The 14,953-nt window shown below is 61.4% G+C and carries 12 protein-coding genes; 4 read left to right on the top strand and 8 right to left on the bottom strand.

Features of this window, described 5'->3' with window-relative positions; all coding sequences use genetic code 11:
• Nucleotides 1-100 precede the first annotated feature (100 nt).
• Nucleotides 101-1,057, top strand: coding sequence for a LysR family transcriptional regulator (locus tag D0Y60_RS20855; RefSeq protein ID WP_117371873.1), 957 nt, complete (start codon nucleotides 101-103; stop codon nucleotides 1,055-1,057).
• An 80-nt stretch (nucleotides 1,058-1,137) separates the two neighbouring features.
• Entirely contained in the window at nucleotides 1,138-2,262 is a 1,125-nt protein-coding gene (locus D0Y60_RS20860) for an FAD-dependent oxidoreductase (protein WP_117371874.1), read from the top strand.
• A 36-nt stretch (nucleotides 2,263-2,298) separates the two neighbouring features.
• Here the strand turns inward: D0Y60_RS20860 and secD are convergent, their stop codons facing one another.
• The 4 genes from secD to D0Y60_RS20880 form a co-directional block, all read right to left on the bottom strand.
• A complete protein-coding gene (gene secD, locus D0Y60_RS20865; RefSeq protein ID WP_117371875.1) occupies nucleotides 2,299-4,827 on the bottom strand; it encodes a protein translocase subunit SecD in 2,529 nt (842 codons plus the stop codon).
• Nucleotides 4,828-4,932: 105 nt separating this feature from the next.
• On the bottom strand, nucleotides 4,933-5,349 hold the full coding sequence (locus tag D0Y60_RS20870; protein ID WP_147324547.1) for a hypothetical protein: 417 nt from the start codon (nucleotides 5,347-5,349) through the stop codon (nucleotides 4,933-4,935).
• Nucleotides 5,350-5,489: 140 nt separating this feature from the next.
• Nucleotides 5,490-8,960, bottom strand: a complete 3,471-nt coding sequence (locus tag D0Y60_RS20875) for an AAA family ATPase (RefSeq protein ID WP_117371877.1) — start codon at nucleotides 8,958-8,960, stop codon at nucleotides 5,490-5,492.
• Nucleotides 8,960-10,228, bottom strand: coding sequence for a DNA repair exonuclease (locus D0Y60_RS20880; RefSeq protein WP_117371878.1), 1,269 nt, complete (start codon nucleotides 10,226-10,228; stop codon nucleotides 8,960-8,962). The genes D0Y60_RS20875 and D0Y60_RS20880 overlap by 1 nt, the downstream gene beginning before the upstream one ends.
• A 205-nt stretch (nucleotides 10,229-10,433) precedes the next feature.
• Between D0Y60_RS20880 and D0Y60_RS20885 the strand changes: the two genes are divergently transcribed.
• A complete protein-coding gene (locus D0Y60_RS20885) occupies nucleotides 10,434-12,257 on the top strand; it encodes a DUF6538 domain-containing protein (RefSeq protein ID WP_147324548.1) in 1,824 nt (607 codons plus the stop codon).
• 492 nt (nucleotides 12,258-12,749) lie between these two features.
• On the opposite strand, the gene D0Y60_RS24800 is transcribed toward D0Y60_RS20885, so the two are convergent.
• From D0Y60_RS24800 to D0Y60_RS20890, 3 genes are all read right to left on the bottom strand, one after another.
• Complete coding sequence (locus D0Y60_RS24800) at nucleotides 12,750-12,917, bottom strand: hypothetical protein (protein ID WP_158565531.1); 168 nt, start codon at nucleotides 12,915-12,917, stop codon at nucleotides 12,750-12,752.
• A gap of 390 nt (nucleotides 12,918-13,307) precedes the next feature.
• Entirely contained in the window at nucleotides 13,308-13,577 is a 270-nt protein-coding gene (locus tag D0Y60_RS24645) for a hypothetical protein (RefSeq protein ID WP_147324549.1), read from the bottom strand.
• Nucleotides 13,578-13,594: 17 nt separating this feature from the next.
• A complete protein-coding gene (locus tag D0Y60_RS20890) occupies nucleotides 13,595-13,864 on the bottom strand; it encodes a hypothetical protein (RefSeq protein WP_117371880.1) in 270 nt (89 codons plus the stop codon).
• On the opposite strand from D0Y60_RS20890, the gene D0Y60_RS25130 reads away from it, so the two are divergent.
• Entirely contained in the window at nucleotides 13,863-14,234 is a 372-nt protein-coding gene (locus tag D0Y60_RS25130) for a hypothetical protein (RefSeq protein WP_245409256.1), read from the top strand. The two genes, D0Y60_RS20890 and D0Y60_RS25130, sit on opposite strands and share 2 nt — an antisense overlap.
• Before the next feature lie 538 nt (nucleotides 14,235-14,772).
• Here the strand turns inward: D0Y60_RS25130 and D0Y60_RS24950 are convergent.
• Nucleotides 14,773-14,953: hypothetical protein (locus tag D0Y60_RS24950; protein ID WP_210210108.1), on the bottom strand; the 181-nt coding region annotated here is incomplete at its 5' end.

Consider the following 14,953-nt stretch of genomic DNA (forward strand, 5'->3'; position numbering starts at 1 on the left):
GAATTGGTTCCGGGAAAAAACAAGGCCGCCGATCACATTCTTTGGCCGCGCAACCCAAGCTTCGCTTGCCTCTCATTGCGCTGTCATCCTAACTACACGCATGCCGATAAATCGCCTTGAACGCTTTGCCCACAACCTCGACTGGAACCTGCTGCGCACCTTTGTTGTACTGGTGGAGGAAGGCTCGATCACGCGCGCGGCGAACCGCCTGCTTCTGCAGCAGCCCGCCGTCAGCATGGCGCTGAAGCGGCTGGAACAATCCGTCGGCCACAGGCTCATCGACCGCAGCCCCGGCCGTTTCCAGCTCACCGAAGCGGGCGAGCGGCTGCATGCGCTCTGCCACGATATTTTTTCCGCCATCGTACGCCTGCCGGAGGCGATGGAGCCCTCCGGTGAGGACGTCGCCGGCCATATCACTATCCATGCGGTCAGCCATGCCATGAACCCGGGATGGGACCGGGCCATCGCCGATTTCTTCCGGCTGCATCCGCGCGTCACCGTGGGCGTGACCGTCGAGACGACGACGGACGTCATCCGCTCGGTAGAGCGTGGCGTGGCGACGCTCGGCCTCTCCGACGGAATCATTCCCGAAGGTTTGGACAAGGCGCCCTTCTGCTACGAGCGCTACGCGCTCTATTGCGGGCGCGGACACCGTCTCTTCGGCGCGGTAGACGCCAAGCTCGAGGACTTGCGCGGCGAGCCCTATGTCAGCTTCCTCGCCGATGTGTTGGGCGGGCCGCATATGGGGCCGGTAACGGCCGTGCGGGCGATCGGCTCCTTTGGCCAGCAGGTCCGCGCGCTTGCGTTCAATGTGGAAGAAGTGCTGCGCCTCGTCGTCGCCAATGCCGGCATCGGCATGCTGCCGGCGCACCTGACGGGGGCTGCGCTTGCTGCCGGGGAACTGTGGCAATTGCCGCCCTATGACGACCTGCCGGTGACGGAAACCTTTCGCATCACCAATCCAGGCTCGGCGCTCAATCCTGCCGAGCGTGCCTTTCTCACGCATATCGCCGACGTGCCGCCGTGGCGCTGGGGCGATCCACATCAATCGAACTAATATCGACCGTCATTGCTATAAATTTGAAAAATGTCGACGGCTTGCTTAGGCCTATTTCCTTCAAGACACCGGAGGGGGCCATGCAGACTTTCGACATCGCGATCATCGGCGGCGGCATTGCCGGTATCTCGCTCGCCTATTTCCTAAGCCCGCATCGCTCGGTCGTGGTGCTGGAACGGGAAGATGCGCTCGGCTATCACAGCACCGGCCGCTCGGCGGCGGAGTTCACCCTGCGGGACAATCCGCCTCTCGTGAATGCGCTCGCCCGCGCCAGCCATGCCTTCCTGATGGAACCGCCCGCAGGGTTCGCCGATGTGCCGCTGCTCATCGAGCGCGGCAGCATCATTCTCGGTACCGAGGACAAGGCGGCGCTGGTGCGTGCCCGCTTCGAGCAGACAAAGGCGCAAGGCATTGCCGTCGAATGGCTGGACGAGGCGGCGATGCTGGCCCGTGCGCCGATGTTGAAGCCCAGCTATGCCGCCGCCGCCTACTTCGACCCCGACTATTGGGACATCGAGGTGGATGCCCTGCTGCAAGCCTATGCCCGCCATGCCCGCCGCCACGGCGCGCAAATTCTCGAAAAGCGGCAGCTGACCGGTGCCCGACGCGTCGGGGATCGATGGCTCATCGAGACGAACGAGGAAACGATCGGCGCCGGCAGGGTGGTGAATGCCGCCGGCGGCTGGGCGGATTCGGTTGCCGAGCTCTGCGGCGTCACTCCCATGGGGATCGTGCCGCACCGGCGCACCGCCATCACCGTCGACTTGCCTGACGGCGTCGACGCCAGCCGCGTGCCCGAAATCAACGAGATCGAAGATACCTTCTACTTCAAGCCGGAGGGCGGCCGCCTGCTCGCGTCACCCGCCGATGCCACGCCCTGCGAAGCCGCCGACGTGCAGCCGGAAGAGCTCGACGTCGCCTATGCCGCCCACTATGTCGAGGAGGCAACGACGCTCAATGTGCGCCGCATCTTCAAGAGTTGGGCGGGCCTGCGCAGTTTTTCCGCGGACCGCCTGCCCGTCATCGGCCCGGCGAAAGATGCCGAAAACTTTTTCTGGCTCGCCGGCCAGGGCGGCTACGGCATCCTCACCTCGCCCGCCCTCGGCAGCCTTGCCGCCGCCCTTCTCACGGAAAGCCCCACGCCCGAGCCGCTGGCCCGCGAGGGTATCGGGGCAGACACCTTCAGTCCTGCACGCTTCCCCTGAAACGAAACGGGCGCCTCAAGGGCGCCCGTTCTTGTTTCAAGCTTCCGCTGCCGGCGTCCCGGCCGGGCGCGTTGCGCTGCGATCCTTCCAGTACCGGTTGAGGAAAAGCAGGATCGGGCCACCAATATAGATCGACGAGGTCGTCGCAACGATGACGCCGAACAGCATCGGCCAGGCAAAGGGCTTGACCGTATCGCCACCCCAGATCGCCATGGGCAGCAGCGACGCTGCAACGGCAACCGAGGTGAAGATGCATCGCATGACCACCTGGTTGATCGACAGATCGATCAATTCCGAGAAGGGCATCGACTTGTACTTGCGCATGTTCTCGCGCATGCGGTCGTAAACGACCACCTTGTCGTTGACCGAGTAGCCGATCAGCGTCAGCACGGCAGCAATGGCCGTCAGGTTGAAGTCGATCTGCATCAGCGAGAAGAAGCCGATCATCTTGGTGATATCGAGGATCAGCGTCGCAATGGCGCCCACCGCGAAGTGCCATTCGAAGCGCCACCAGATGTAGATCAGGATCGCCACCATGCCGAGGCCGACGGCGAGGAAGCCGGAGCGTGCAAGTTCAGTGGAAACCGTCGGGCCGACCACTTCGGTACGCTCGAAGCTCGCATCCGGGATCACTTCCGCAACACCGTCGCGGATCTTCTGGAGCGCTGCGGTCTGCACCTCTTCGCCGCCCGGCTGGCGCTGGACGCGCACCAGTACGGACGTGCCCTGGCCGAATTCCTGCAGCGCCACTTCGCCGAGATTGAGGCCTTCCATCTTCTCGCGCAGCGGGCCGAGGTCGATCGGCGTCTTGGATGTCGCCTCCACCTGGATACCGCCGACGAAGTCGATGCCGTAGTTGAGGCCCGGCGTGAAGAACAGGATGATCGAGCTCGTCGAGATGAAGGCCGACATTGCAATCGCGATATAGCGGCCGCGCATGAAGGAGAAGGTCGGAATGTTCCAGACCTGACCGAAGATCGAATGAATCTCGATCTTCTTCATCTTTCTGAGGATCACGGCTTCGCGCATCAGGAAGCGCACGAAGGTGATGGAGGTGAACATCGAGATCGCAAGACCGATGATCATGGTGATCGCGAAGCCGCGCACCGGACCGGAGCCGAACATGAAGAGCAGGATCATGCCGACCATGGTCGTCATGTTGCCGTCGACGATGGTCGCATAGGCCTTGTTGAAGCCGACATCGAGCGCCTTCATGGCGCCTGCCCCGCCCGCCGTCTCTTCCCGGATACGGGCGTTGATGAGGATGTTGGCATCCACGGCCATGCCGATGCCGAGGATGATACCGGCAATACCCGGCAGCGTCAGCGTCGAGCCCAAGATGCCGAGCAGGCCGATCGTCAGGATCGTGTGCAGCACGAGACCGAGGTTTGCGATAAGACCCCAGGAGCCGTAGAGCACCTGCATCAGCACCACGACGGCGGCTAGGCCGGCAAGACCGGTATAGAGGCCCATGCGGATCGAGTCCGAGCCGAGGTTCGGGCCGACGGTGCGCTCTTCGATGATGGTGAGCGGCGCCGGCAGGGCGCCGGAGCGCAAGAGCGCCGAAAGGACGGTCGCTTCCTGCGGGTTGAAGTTGCCTGAGATCTGGCCCTGGCCGCCGATGATCGGCTCGCGGATGACGGGCGCGGTCAACACCTTGCCGTCGAGTACGATGGCGAAAGGCTTGCCGACATTGGCTTGCGTAATTTCCGCGAACTGGCGCGCACCGGTCGAATCGAAGCTGAACGAGACGATCGGCTCGCTCGTGCGCTGGTCGAAGCCGGCCTTGGCGTCGGCCAGACGGTCGCCGGAGATCGCGACGCGCTCTTCGACAGCATATTTGTTGTTGTCGTTGGCGCCGGGCAGGATGAGCACGCCGCGCGGGGCGACGCCGTTCGGGTCCACGGTCTGGTCGACCATGTGGAAGCTCATCTGCGCGGTCGAACCGAGCAGCTGGCGCAGACGCGTCGGGTCCTGAAGGCCCGGCAGCTGCACGAGGATACGGTCGCCGCCGACGCGCTGGATGAGCGGTTCGGCAACGCCGACCTGGTCGACGCGGCGACGGATGATTTCAAGGCTCTGCTCGACGGCGGCCGACATGCGCTCGTTGATGCCGGCTTCCGTCAGCGTGACATTGATCACGAGATCGGTGTTGGTGACGTCGATATCCGAGGAGCCGCCGCCGAAACCGAGCGTCGAGGTCGGCGCGGCGAGCTTGCGCACTTCCGGCAGAACCTTGTCGAGGGCCGCCTGGTCAGGCAGCGTGATCGTCAGGGTCGCGCCGTTGAGGCGGGCGGCCGAGGCACGCTCGCCGGCGGTGCGCAGGATGGCGCGCGTGTCGTTCAACAGCGAATCCATGCGCGCCTTGCGCAGTGCCGCGGAATCCACTTCGAGCACGAGGTGCGAGCCGCCCTTCAGGTCGAGGCCGAGGGTGACGGGGTTGGCGGGCAGATAACGCCCGTATTTCGCCTGCTGCTCAGGCGTCAGCACGTTCGGCACGGCCGCGAGCATCCCGAAGAGGATGATGGCGGCGGAGACAAACAATGCCCATTTGGAGGTTTTCATGGGGTTGTTCCATTTCAACTGCGGGAAAGGCGCGACCACAAGCCGGCGCCCTCCATGGGATCGGAATTTCAAAAGAATGGCGCAGCACGTCAGCGCCACAAGGCCTCAGGCAGCAAAGGCCGGGGGCGCACGGCTGCGGAAGGATGCGGGATGATCCGCGGCCGGCGCGCTGTCATCGACAACGACTGCGGCCACATTCGAGGCGACTTCGAAAGGGTAAAGCAGCAGGCCGACACCGGGAGTGAGCGCCTTGCCGGCGCCCTCGCCTTCCGGCGGACCGGTCTTCGCCTTGGCAATCCGCCGTTCGGCATGACCATTGGCCGGGAACCACAACTCGTCGCCGGCCGCCGAGAGCGGCGATGGCGCGACACCGCCCTCGGCGGCCGTACGCTGTGGATGGCGCGGAGCATCTCCTGGCAGAGGAAACTGCGAGAGAAACACGGTGAAGAGCAGCACGAGGAAGCTGAGGGGTGCAAAACCCCGCTCCCACATCCTCGCCTCTTTGCCGGTTCTACCAGTCATTCCCATCCGTTTCTTCGAAGGCGGAGCACGGCGCGAAGCAGGGTTCGCAGCAATGCCGATGGTGCGCCAAGAACCATTTACGCCCTGCCAAGTCAAGTTCAGCGGTTAATGCTTCCTTGCCGTGTCTAACGTTTCAGCCCTCAGAGATGATGGATCGTGACCTCGGGGCAGGCCTCGCGCGCGAGATCGCAGAGATGCTGGTGGTGCGTGAGGTAGATCACCTGTCCGCCCGTCGCCATGCCTCCCATCACCCTGAGCGCATTGAGGGCACGGCCGTCGTCGAAGGTCTCCATGATATCGTCGGCGATGAAGGGCACGATCTCGCGGCTGGCGGCAATCTCGTGATACCCCGCGACACGTAGGGCGAGATAGAGCTGGAAGCGCGTGCCCTTCGAGAGATCCTTTGCCAGTTTGGAGGCGCCGGAGGCCGCATTGGCGACGAGGAATTCGCCTTCTTTCTCCAGCATCGTCGAAAGGCCGGCATATTCGCCGCCGGTGATGTCGCGAAATGTCTTCGACGCCCGCTCCATCATGGCGCTGCGGTGGCGCTCGCGGTAGAGACGCAAGGCCTGTTCAGCCGCCAGAATGCCCGCGCGTGTCGCCATGTAGCGCCGCGATTTTTCCGCCAGATCCACCAAGGCCGTGCGCCGTCGCTCCTCAAGCACCGCCGCCGCATCGCTACTGGCGACCTTTGCCATGGCTTCCTCGGCCCGCGCCCGCGCAACATGCTGCCCTTCAACCTCCTTGTCGAGACCATCGAGCCGCGTTGCGAGATCGACCTTTTCCGCCACAAGCTCGGCTTCGTCGACAACAGTCAGAAGCGCCTCGGCCTCGTCGATGGTGGCGACACGCATCTGCTGGACGAGGTCGCGCCCGACGTCGGCGATGCGGCCGCGAAGTTCGTCGCGCTGCCGATGGGCTTCGAGCAGGACTTCGGCTTCCGCGAGGCTGTCACAGCCTAGGAACGCGAAGACTTCGCCCAGCCGCGCGGTCAGCACGGCACGGCGCTCGTCGAGTGCCCTCTCCTCCTCATCCAGCCTGACCACCGTGTCTTCGATGGTCTTGGCCTTGTCACGTACCGTCTTCGCCTCGGCGAGCCGGCGACCGACGGCGGCAACGGAGGCGAGCGGATCATCCGCGTCGAAAGGCTGGGCGAGCGCAGCGGCGAGACGCCTTGCGTGATCGCCGTAGTCCTGTTGATCCCGTTGCATCGCCGCGATGCGGTGATCCAATTCGGCGCGGCGCTCGACATTCTGTGCGAGAGTCTGCAATCCGGGCAGCAGAGCGCCGATGCGCTCGGGCTCCGCGGGAGCGGCGCGCGTCGCGAGCCAGGTGCCGGCGATTGCCTGATGCCATGTCTCCAGCCATGCGGCGTCGGCGGCTGCCGCCTCCTCCGCTGCCCTGCCTCGCGCCTCGACATCCGCCGTCGCTCGGGCCAGCCGGTCAGTTGCGGCGAGCCGCTGCGTCTGCGCCACCTTCAGGGCATCCTGCCGGTCTTCTGCGAGGAACAGCATTTCCTCGAAGCTCGTGCCCTGCGCCACGCCGTCCGGCAGGAATTGCGCAAGCCGGGCCGCGACATCGCGGGCCTCATTCTCGATGAGCCCGGCTTCGACCATCTGGCGCTCCAGAGCAGCGGCCTTTTCCAGCGCGAGCGCACACCGCTCCAGCCAGCTGGAAAGGTCCTGCAATGTATACTCAGCCGGAAGACCCATGCTTTCGACACGGGCGGCAACCTCTGCCTCGACATCCGCCAAGGCCTGCGCGAGCCGCGCCGTTTCGCGCATAAGAAGATCGAGCCGCGCGCTCCCTTCTGCGACGGAGCGCTCCAGCAGACGGATTTCGGAGAGGCGGTCGGCATTGCGCATCCGTGCCTCGCGAGCGCGGTCGTCGTCCTGCATACGCGCCTCGAAGGCAGCCGCCGTCTCACGGTCGAGACGGGCGAGATGGGCCTGCCAGGCCGCATCGCGCAGGTCCCGGAGTTGGCCGGCATGCTCGTCGCCCGTCGCCCCCGTCGCCGTCACCAGCGCGGCCAGCATGGTCTTGGCTGACATGGCCTCGCGCTCGGCCGTCACAACCTGCTCACTATGCCGACGAAGCGCCTCCGCCGCAGCTTCCTGACGCCGGCGCAGGTCCTCAAGCACCGATGCGGTCGGCGCGGTCATGCCTTCCAACGCAGCATCCGTGCCGGACCATGGTGCAAGGCGCGTCCTTGCGATGTCAGCGTCCCGCCGTGCCAGCGCGACGAGGCGGCGGCTTTCGCGCAGGCGGGCCGGAAGATCGCCGGAGCGGGCGGCACGCAGGGCGCCGGAGAGCGCGGCTTGCGTTTCGTCGTCGCTATCAGCCTCTGCCCCGGCAAAGGCTACCACCTTTTGGCGAACAGCCTCCCGCGCCTCCTCAGCGTCCTTCAACTCGCGCCGGGCAATCTCGCGCCGCTCGGCAAGTGCTGCGCGGCGGGAAAGCAGCCCGGTCAGCCGCTCGGCAAGACCGGCGGGCAGCAGGATATCGGCGGGGTCCGTCTGCGCAGGAAGATCGAGAGCCTGGATATTTGCCGCGATCATCGCGACGAGCCTGTCGCGGTCGGCAATGCGGGAAGCGAGATCGAGCGTCGCCGTGCGGAACCGCGCCTCCAGTGCGGAGCCGGAGAGCGCGGCGAAATCTGCCTCAACGGCAAAGACCGCATCGTCTTGCGCAAGCCCTGCCCGTTCCGCCATGCAGCGCTCGCGCTCGCCGGACACCCGCGCCGCGCGTGCTGCGATCTCCGCCTCCTCGCGGGCAAGCTCGCCCACCAGCCCTCGCCACGCCGTAGGCGGCGTTTCACCGAGGTCGAAAGTACCCAACTCCGTGCGCAGTGCCCGCAGGCGTGCAAGGGACGGCAGCGCGGTGAGATAGCGTTCGGCCTGCTGGAGGGACGCGCGCACCGCGGCCCGGGCGGCCGTCGCCGTATCATGGCGTTCGGCGGCGGCGTCCCGCTCACGCACGAGAATGCCGTAGTCGCGCGCCGCGATATCGAGCGCCTTGCGTTCGGCGGCAAGCGCCTCGATTTCCGCTTTTAAGGTGGAGAGCCCATGCCGGCGACCGGAGGGGCGGTAGAATTCATCGGCCTGGGCCTTCAGCGCGGCAAGGCTGGACGCCATGTCGGAGAGGCCGGAGCTGGCGGAGAAGAGCATGGCGCCGAGTTCGCCCTCGCTCTTCAGAATATCCTCGCCGCCTTTTTCGATGCTCTCGTCGTCGAGCGAGAACATCGTGCGATAGGCATTGCGGTCCATGCCGCCCAGCACGGCGCCGAAAAGCGTATCCGGCAAGGGCCGGTCATCGGCGGTGACGAGCGAGGCCTGATTGCGCTTCAGGCGATAGGCCTCGTGATGCTCCGCGCCAATGGAGAAGCGACCGCCGACACGCATCAGGGGATAGGGGTGCAGGAAGCCGTAGGCGCTGGTGCGCTCGATGCCGAAGAGCACATCCAGATAGGCGGAAAACAGCGTCGACTTGCCGGCCTCGTTGGGGCCGTAAACGAGGTGGAAATCCGGCTTGCCGGGTTGCGCGGCGCCAAAATCAAGTCTGCGCTCGGTGAACTTGCCGTAGCGGGTGAGATCGAGACGGTCGAGACGCATCAGGCCCTCTCGCCTTCGCCGCTAAGGCGTGCCAACACGGCATCCGATCCCTCCAGCGCGAGCTCGGAGAGCAAGGCCTCTTCCGCCGCTTCATCTCCTGCCAGCAGGCTGCGCGCCTCCTTGGGCAACTGGCGCAGCATGTCCGCCAGCGTCTCGCGCAGCTCCGCGCGATAGGCGTGTGTCGAAACGACATCCTCCCGAATCAGCCGGGCGAGTTCCGTGACCGGTCCGGCATCGATACCGGCCTCGACGAGCGGCGCGGACACGGCAAGTTCGACGGCCTCGATCCAGCATTCGCCCAGCGAAGCCGCGATGTTCTGCACCTCACCGAGCAGCAGGTCTTCATCGCGTCGCAAACGCCAGGCGAGCGGGGTGGCTCCCGTCATGGCGAGACGCGCGACGAGATGGGCACCGTTTGCGGCCTCGCGGGCCTTGGCGAGCACGGCTTCCGTGCAATCGAGCATGCCCGACCAGTCATCAATACCGGAGAGATCGACGGATAGCCGCTCAAACACGGCGACGGCTACGGGACGCTCCTCGCAGGTGATGACGCCATCCTCGCCGATCGTGGCGAGCGTCACGCCTTTGCCGCCGCCTTCATTGATATCGCGACCCTGGGGGTTGCCGGGCATGACGATCCAAGGCCGCTCCTGATGGACGCGGCGCTGGTGGATGTGGCCGAGCGCCCAATAATCGAAGCCGTGGGCGGCAAGCTCCGCGACGCTTGTCGGCGCATAGGGATCATGGCGGCTGCCGCCGGCAAGGCTCGTATGCAGCATGCCGATATTCACGGCATCCGCGACGGGTGCGCGAAACGTCGGCAGCAGCGAGGTGGGCGCGTGCGGCTGGGCGAAGCTGACGCCATGCACGTGGATTTCCCGGCCGTTTGCCAGCGCACCGGCCTTGGCCGGTTTGCCGCGTCCGTCGAAGAGATGCACGTTGGGCGGAAAGGTCAGCTCGCGGGTGATCTGCGACTGCGCATCGTGGTTGCCGCGAATGAGAAAGACGCGGATGCCGGCCGCGTCCAGCCGCCGCATCTCGCCCATCAGAAAGAGCGCGGTGGCCATCGAGGTCTGCGCGCCGTCATAAAGATCGCCGGCGATCAGGACGGCATCCACCGCCTCGCCGATGGCGAGATCGACGATGCGCGAGAGCGCCTTGCGTGTCGCGCCGCGCACGAGGTCGCCGAGCTCGGCATTGCGCAGGGCCAGCGACGAAAGCGGCGAATCGAGATGCAGGTCTGCGGTGTGGATGAAGCGGAAAGGCATGGCCGGACAATCGCCTCCCCCCTCTTCGGGGTCAATGCTTGCAGGCCAAAGGGGACCGTTATGCAGGGGGAATTCACCCCACCCTGAAATGGGCGCCGAAAAACAAAGAATAATGCCGGCAGCCTGGCCGTTCGCATTTACAGTGATCGTTCAATATCTATGAGAGCGATACGTGCCAATTTTCTCAGCCTTTTCAACGAGATACATGCAAAATAGGGGTTTTCGTGCTAAATTTCGCGCTAAAGAGCGCAAACTAAGCATCAGATTACTTCCGAAAGTGAAAACTTGTTTTGAGAACAAATTGTGGAAAAAATCGCAAAATGCAGAATTTGATTTGATTTCAAACTTTGGAGAAACGGTTTTTTACACGCCGGAGCGAAAATATTGCTTGACGATGGCTCTGCTAAAGAATATTCGGATTTTTGTGCTTGTACAAGCATTAGTTCGCCTTTTCAAGCCGCGCTTTTTTGGCGCTGCCGTGGCGACCCATCAAATCCCCATCACGAATAAACTTTCGAGGACCGGCAAACAGCCGTCATTAATCATGCAAAATTCAATATTGGACGAAGACGAAATGGCAAATGTTAAGGTGAAAAATTTGCACATGCGTAAATGTGCTGAAGGTCACATGTGGTATTTTCTCAAAGCCGTACCAAAATCCCGCATCGATCAGGTTGGCTGTACGCAAATCTGGCTTTCTCTCGGCACAGATGATCTTGCTGAAGCGGTGAAACGCGTCGAACCCATCCGTAACAAATACGATTTGTTGTTCCGCTCGGATCGCCGCCTGTCGCCTGCCGATCTGATGGAAACGAAGGAACCGAAGGCTGTCGCGAAGGTGCAGACCGACCTTGGCTTGCCTCACGTTTCCAGCAAGGACTTCCTCCACGCTGAGTTCGAAGACTCGGTGCTGATGGTCATGAAAGCGCACGGCTTCATCAAAGATTTCCCCGATCCACCGAAAGAGGTCATCGCGGCAGTTTATGGCGCGACCGACCCCAATGGCATTCTGGTGTCAGAAGCAACCGAACGGTACGCGGCAGAAAACCGTGCAAAGTTCTTGGACCTGAAACCCCATGCGCGTGAGCGGAAAAAGCGCCGTTGGGAACTATCCATGCTCGATTTCATCAATCGCGTTGGTGATCTCGACATCCGGACCATCACCAGAGCACACGCCAACAACTTCATGAACTGGCTGGTGGAACGGGCTGACAAGAAGGAAATGACCATCGAAACGGCTCGAATGAAGCTGTATCAGGTCTCCATGATCGTCGTTGACCTTCTCCATAAGGTCTACAACATTGACGAAGACCCTTTTCATAAGGTCACGATCAAAGCCAAACCCAAGCACGAGAAGAGCACAAAGCCCTTCACAGACGAGCAAATGCTTGTCGTGAACCAGCTACAGCCGCGCTACCAAGTTACGCGCGACTTGATGGACCTAACACTGTGCACTGGTGCCGGTATGACCGAATTGCTCGGTCTGGCAGCGGAGGACATTTTCCTCGATCACGAGTACCCGCACATCATCTTGCGCCCTAACCGCTTCAGGGCGGCTTTGAAAAATGACAATCGCCCCCGCGCGCTGCCACTTTGGGGACCAGCATTAGAGGCGATGAAACGCCATCCTGAAGGCTTCCCCGAATGCCGGCATGACAAGGGTGACGAAGAAGCGCGCGGCGAAGTCAACCGCATGCTGAAGGCGGTGCAGATTGATAGGTCGTGGAATTCATTCCGACACTACTTTGAAGACGCCCTACGCAACTCACATGCACAAGACAGCGTCCGGTCCGAAATAATGGGTCACACGCAAGGAATAGACGGCTGGTACGGCAACGGTCTCGTGCTGGAGAACCGGTACAAAGCCATTGAAAATGCAATGAAATACATCGCGGAATGCCAAGCAAAGGCGCTGCAAAAATTACAGGAGAGAGGCGAAACGATAGAAGTAGACTACACACCGCAAAAAATTAGACACAAGAAAAGAAAGCTCACACCACGAGAGAGTAAAACACCCGTAAATGCATAACATCATCGATCAAATGTACGCAGATAAGGAAGCGCGCAACGATTTTCTAAACGGATACCATCACGACATCATGACGATGCTGAAGAAAGGTTTTCGTGAAATGGCGACAGACCACATGGAAAACTTGAATAGGCTTCGTCAACGGTTCTCACTATTTGACTGAGAGCGATTACTAATCACAGAAAAAACCCGGTTCCCGAAAGGTGCCGGGTTTTTCTTTGTCCAATCAGAAAATGCGAAAGCCGGGGCGTGTTGCAACTCACCACCCCGGCTCATGTCGCGGAAGGAGATTCTGGGGGAACACAACCGCGACAAAGCTGAGATAGTGCGCCTGTAAACGGCGACAAGAGGCGAACGCCTGTACATTACAGGATCAACACGTGCGCTAGCGTACGAAAAAGGCGCGCAACCGCTCCAGCAATTGCGCGCCCTCATCCCCGGAAACCTTGGAGGGGGCTTCCTGAAGCGAAGATAGGAAGCCGCCACTTTTGGTCAAGCGTCATCCACAATCGAAAGTCCGAGGCGCGCTCGCTGCCCATCATACCAGTTGCGCGCAAAGCGCTCGTTTTTAAACGAACGACGCATCTGTTCGCCGCCTTCAACAAGGACAACGATCCACTCTTCGTTTTCTTCGAACATAATGATTGAGTTGAGCCGCACTGCCGAACCTCGCATCGGGCGAAGGTGTCAAACTCCAGAGGCAGCGCCCTGACCAGAAAAAGCTGCCGTTAGATGCACGATACGCGCTCCGTGCGACAAGTCCATGATTTGTTCTCGCCGCGACAAATTTTCCTATATGCGACATCGCTAATCGAGCGCGCAAAAAAGAACCCGGCTCTGAAGAACCGGGTGCAAGGGGTACCTTTGGACTGCGCCATCCCATTGGCGACGGTTTTCAGTGTACGCAGTCGAGTACGATTTTCAAGCGGTTGACTCCAATTCCACGCGGAACATAATAGGAACCATGTCTGTTCCGGAATGCGAATGGCTGTCCTACGAAGGCCTGCTTGGCAGCGATGCACCGACGCTTGGCACTCTCCTGCCAGACCTTCAGCTTGGCGTCTTCTGCCAGCCGTGCAGCCGCACAATTCCGGTGGATCGCGAAGAGCTTGCCGCCAGAGCGCCGCGATACTCGGCACCTTTATCGGTCAGACGATACGTCCAGCGGTCGGCCTCATCGTCATCAAATTCCACAAGGCCTAAATCCCGGGCACGGATCGCGGTCTTCAGCCCAACCCCGGTAGGACAGCGGCGGAATTGCACAGTGTCGAGATAGTCGATTAGTGCGTGCAATCGCTTTGTCGGTTCAGCCTTTGCCAACGCGCTATCTCCCCACGCTAATCGACAACCAGACCGATCATCTTCTTTGAGACGAGCAGCCGACGATAGCCGTCTTCCGGAAAATTCAGGATGTCGAGCAGGGACATTAGATCAACGCGCAAAAGGCATTCGTACATCGCCATCGCTCCAATCTCGTCGCTGTCCGTGTCTATGCGCAATTCACGTCGCTGCGCTATGGCGGCTGCTCGGCATTCTTCCACTGTCAAGGCGAAAAATAGCGTGTCATCGCTGCCGGGTGACACTTGGTACGCGTATAAAGTTTGCATGCTGTCTCCTGCTCCAGCCAAGTACGCACAAGCAAGCGGACTGGATGCATCCCGACTGAAATTTTTTTGGGGACTTGGACAGCGCCAAGGGGACCATGCGGAACATTGCGGGCAATTTTTGATTTCACGAACTATGCCACGGTTTTATTTTCATATTCGCGACGGCGACGTCCATGAAATCGACCCGGACGGGTTGGAATTCGCTTCTCTTGAAGACGCAGTTGTGGACGCCCGAAAGGCGGCGCGGGAAATGCTGGCAGAGAAGCTGATTGCGAATGAACACATCGACGGTCAGCGGTTCGAGATCGCCGACGAAACGGGTAACGTTGTCGAGACGGTGCCGTTCAAATCGGTGCTTCGCCTGAACTAATCACGGGCGCGTGATGTACCACCAACCAAACACAATCGCGGCGAACCAGATCGCGCTTACCATCCCGTACATGACCGCTAATTGAAGCTCGCTGCCCATGCGGCGCATTCTAGCCGACATTTGTCGCAGTTAGAAGATGGGCGAAAGTGTGGCGGCATGTGGTCGGAAGGGTCCTTGCCGAATAAACCTTTAAGCTGTAGCGTTGTCACCAATCGACCTATGATTGGCGGGGTTCGACATGGCTGGCATGACAATCGTCAAAGCGTACTCGACGCGTCAACGCCAACTGGTTGCGCTCGTGCCTGTCTGGTGCGACCACGACGATTGGTCAGTTGGTGATGTTATCGCCATTGCTGAAGATCGCCTACGACAGCGGCTTTGCGATGACGTCGCTGATTTACGATTTGAAGTTGAGGCGTCACGCGATGGACCGCCACCATATCCGACACACCAGTCTCGACTCGATGCAGACGACCGTTAAGCCGCCTTCCTCTGCTTTTCGATGACGTGATTGACAGCGCGTTCAGCGTTACGCCCCTCACCCGAACAGTCTTACTGCCATGGTGTCGCCAAGAGCAGCATAGGCAATGGATGTTGATTGCCACTGAGAACTGACCCGGCATAGCCCGATATTTCCATTGAGAATTGACCCATGTTTCAACCGTCCCTCGCGAGTTTTCAGCGAGGGCTGTGGAGTGATTGACATGGCGTTACTGAGC

The sequence above is a fragment of the Shinella sp. WSJ-2 genome (genome assembly GCF_003432075.1).
Classification (GTDB): domain Bacteria; phylum Pseudomonadota; class Alphaproteobacteria; order Rhizobiales; family Rhizobiaceae; genus Shinella.

Excerpts from the sequence above, each read along its gene's own strand:
- D0Y60_RS20855 (WP_117371873.1), top strand. The coding sequence starts at position 101 with ATGCCGATAAATCGCCTTGAACGCTTTGCCCACAACCTCGACTGGAAC.
- D0Y60_RS20860 (WP_117371874.1), top strand. The coding sequence starts at position 1,138 with ATGCAGACTTTCGACATCGCGATCATCGGCGGCGGCATTGCCGGTATC.
- secD (WP_117371875.1), bottom strand. The coding sequence starts at position 4,827 with ATGAAAACCTCCAAATGGGCATTGTTTGTCTCCGCCGCCATCATCCTC.
- D0Y60_RS20870 (WP_147324547.1), bottom strand. The coding sequence starts at position 5,349 with ATGACTGGTAGAACCGGCAAAGAGGCGAGGATGTGGGAGCGGGGTTTT.
- D0Y60_RS20875 (WP_117371877.1), bottom strand. The coding sequence starts at position 8,960 with ATGCGTCTCGACCGTCTCGATCTCACCCGCTACGGCAAGTTCACCGAG.
- D0Y60_RS20880 (WP_117371878.1), bottom strand. The coding sequence starts at position 10,228 with ATGCCTTTCCGCTTCATCCACACCGCAGACCTGCATCTCGATTCGCCG.
- D0Y60_RS20885 (WP_147324548.1), top strand. The coding sequence starts at position 10,434 with ATGCAAAATAGGGGTTTTCGTGCTAAATTTCGCGCTAAAGAGCGCAAA.
- D0Y60_RS25130 (WP_245409256.1), top strand. The coding sequence starts at position 13,863 with ATGCTGTCTCCTGCTCCAGCCAAGTACGCACAAGCAAGCGGACTGGAT.
- D0Y60_RS20890 (WP_117371880.1), bottom strand. The coding sequence starts at position 13,864 with ATGCAAACTTTATACGCGTACCAAGTGTCACCCGGCAGCGATGACACG.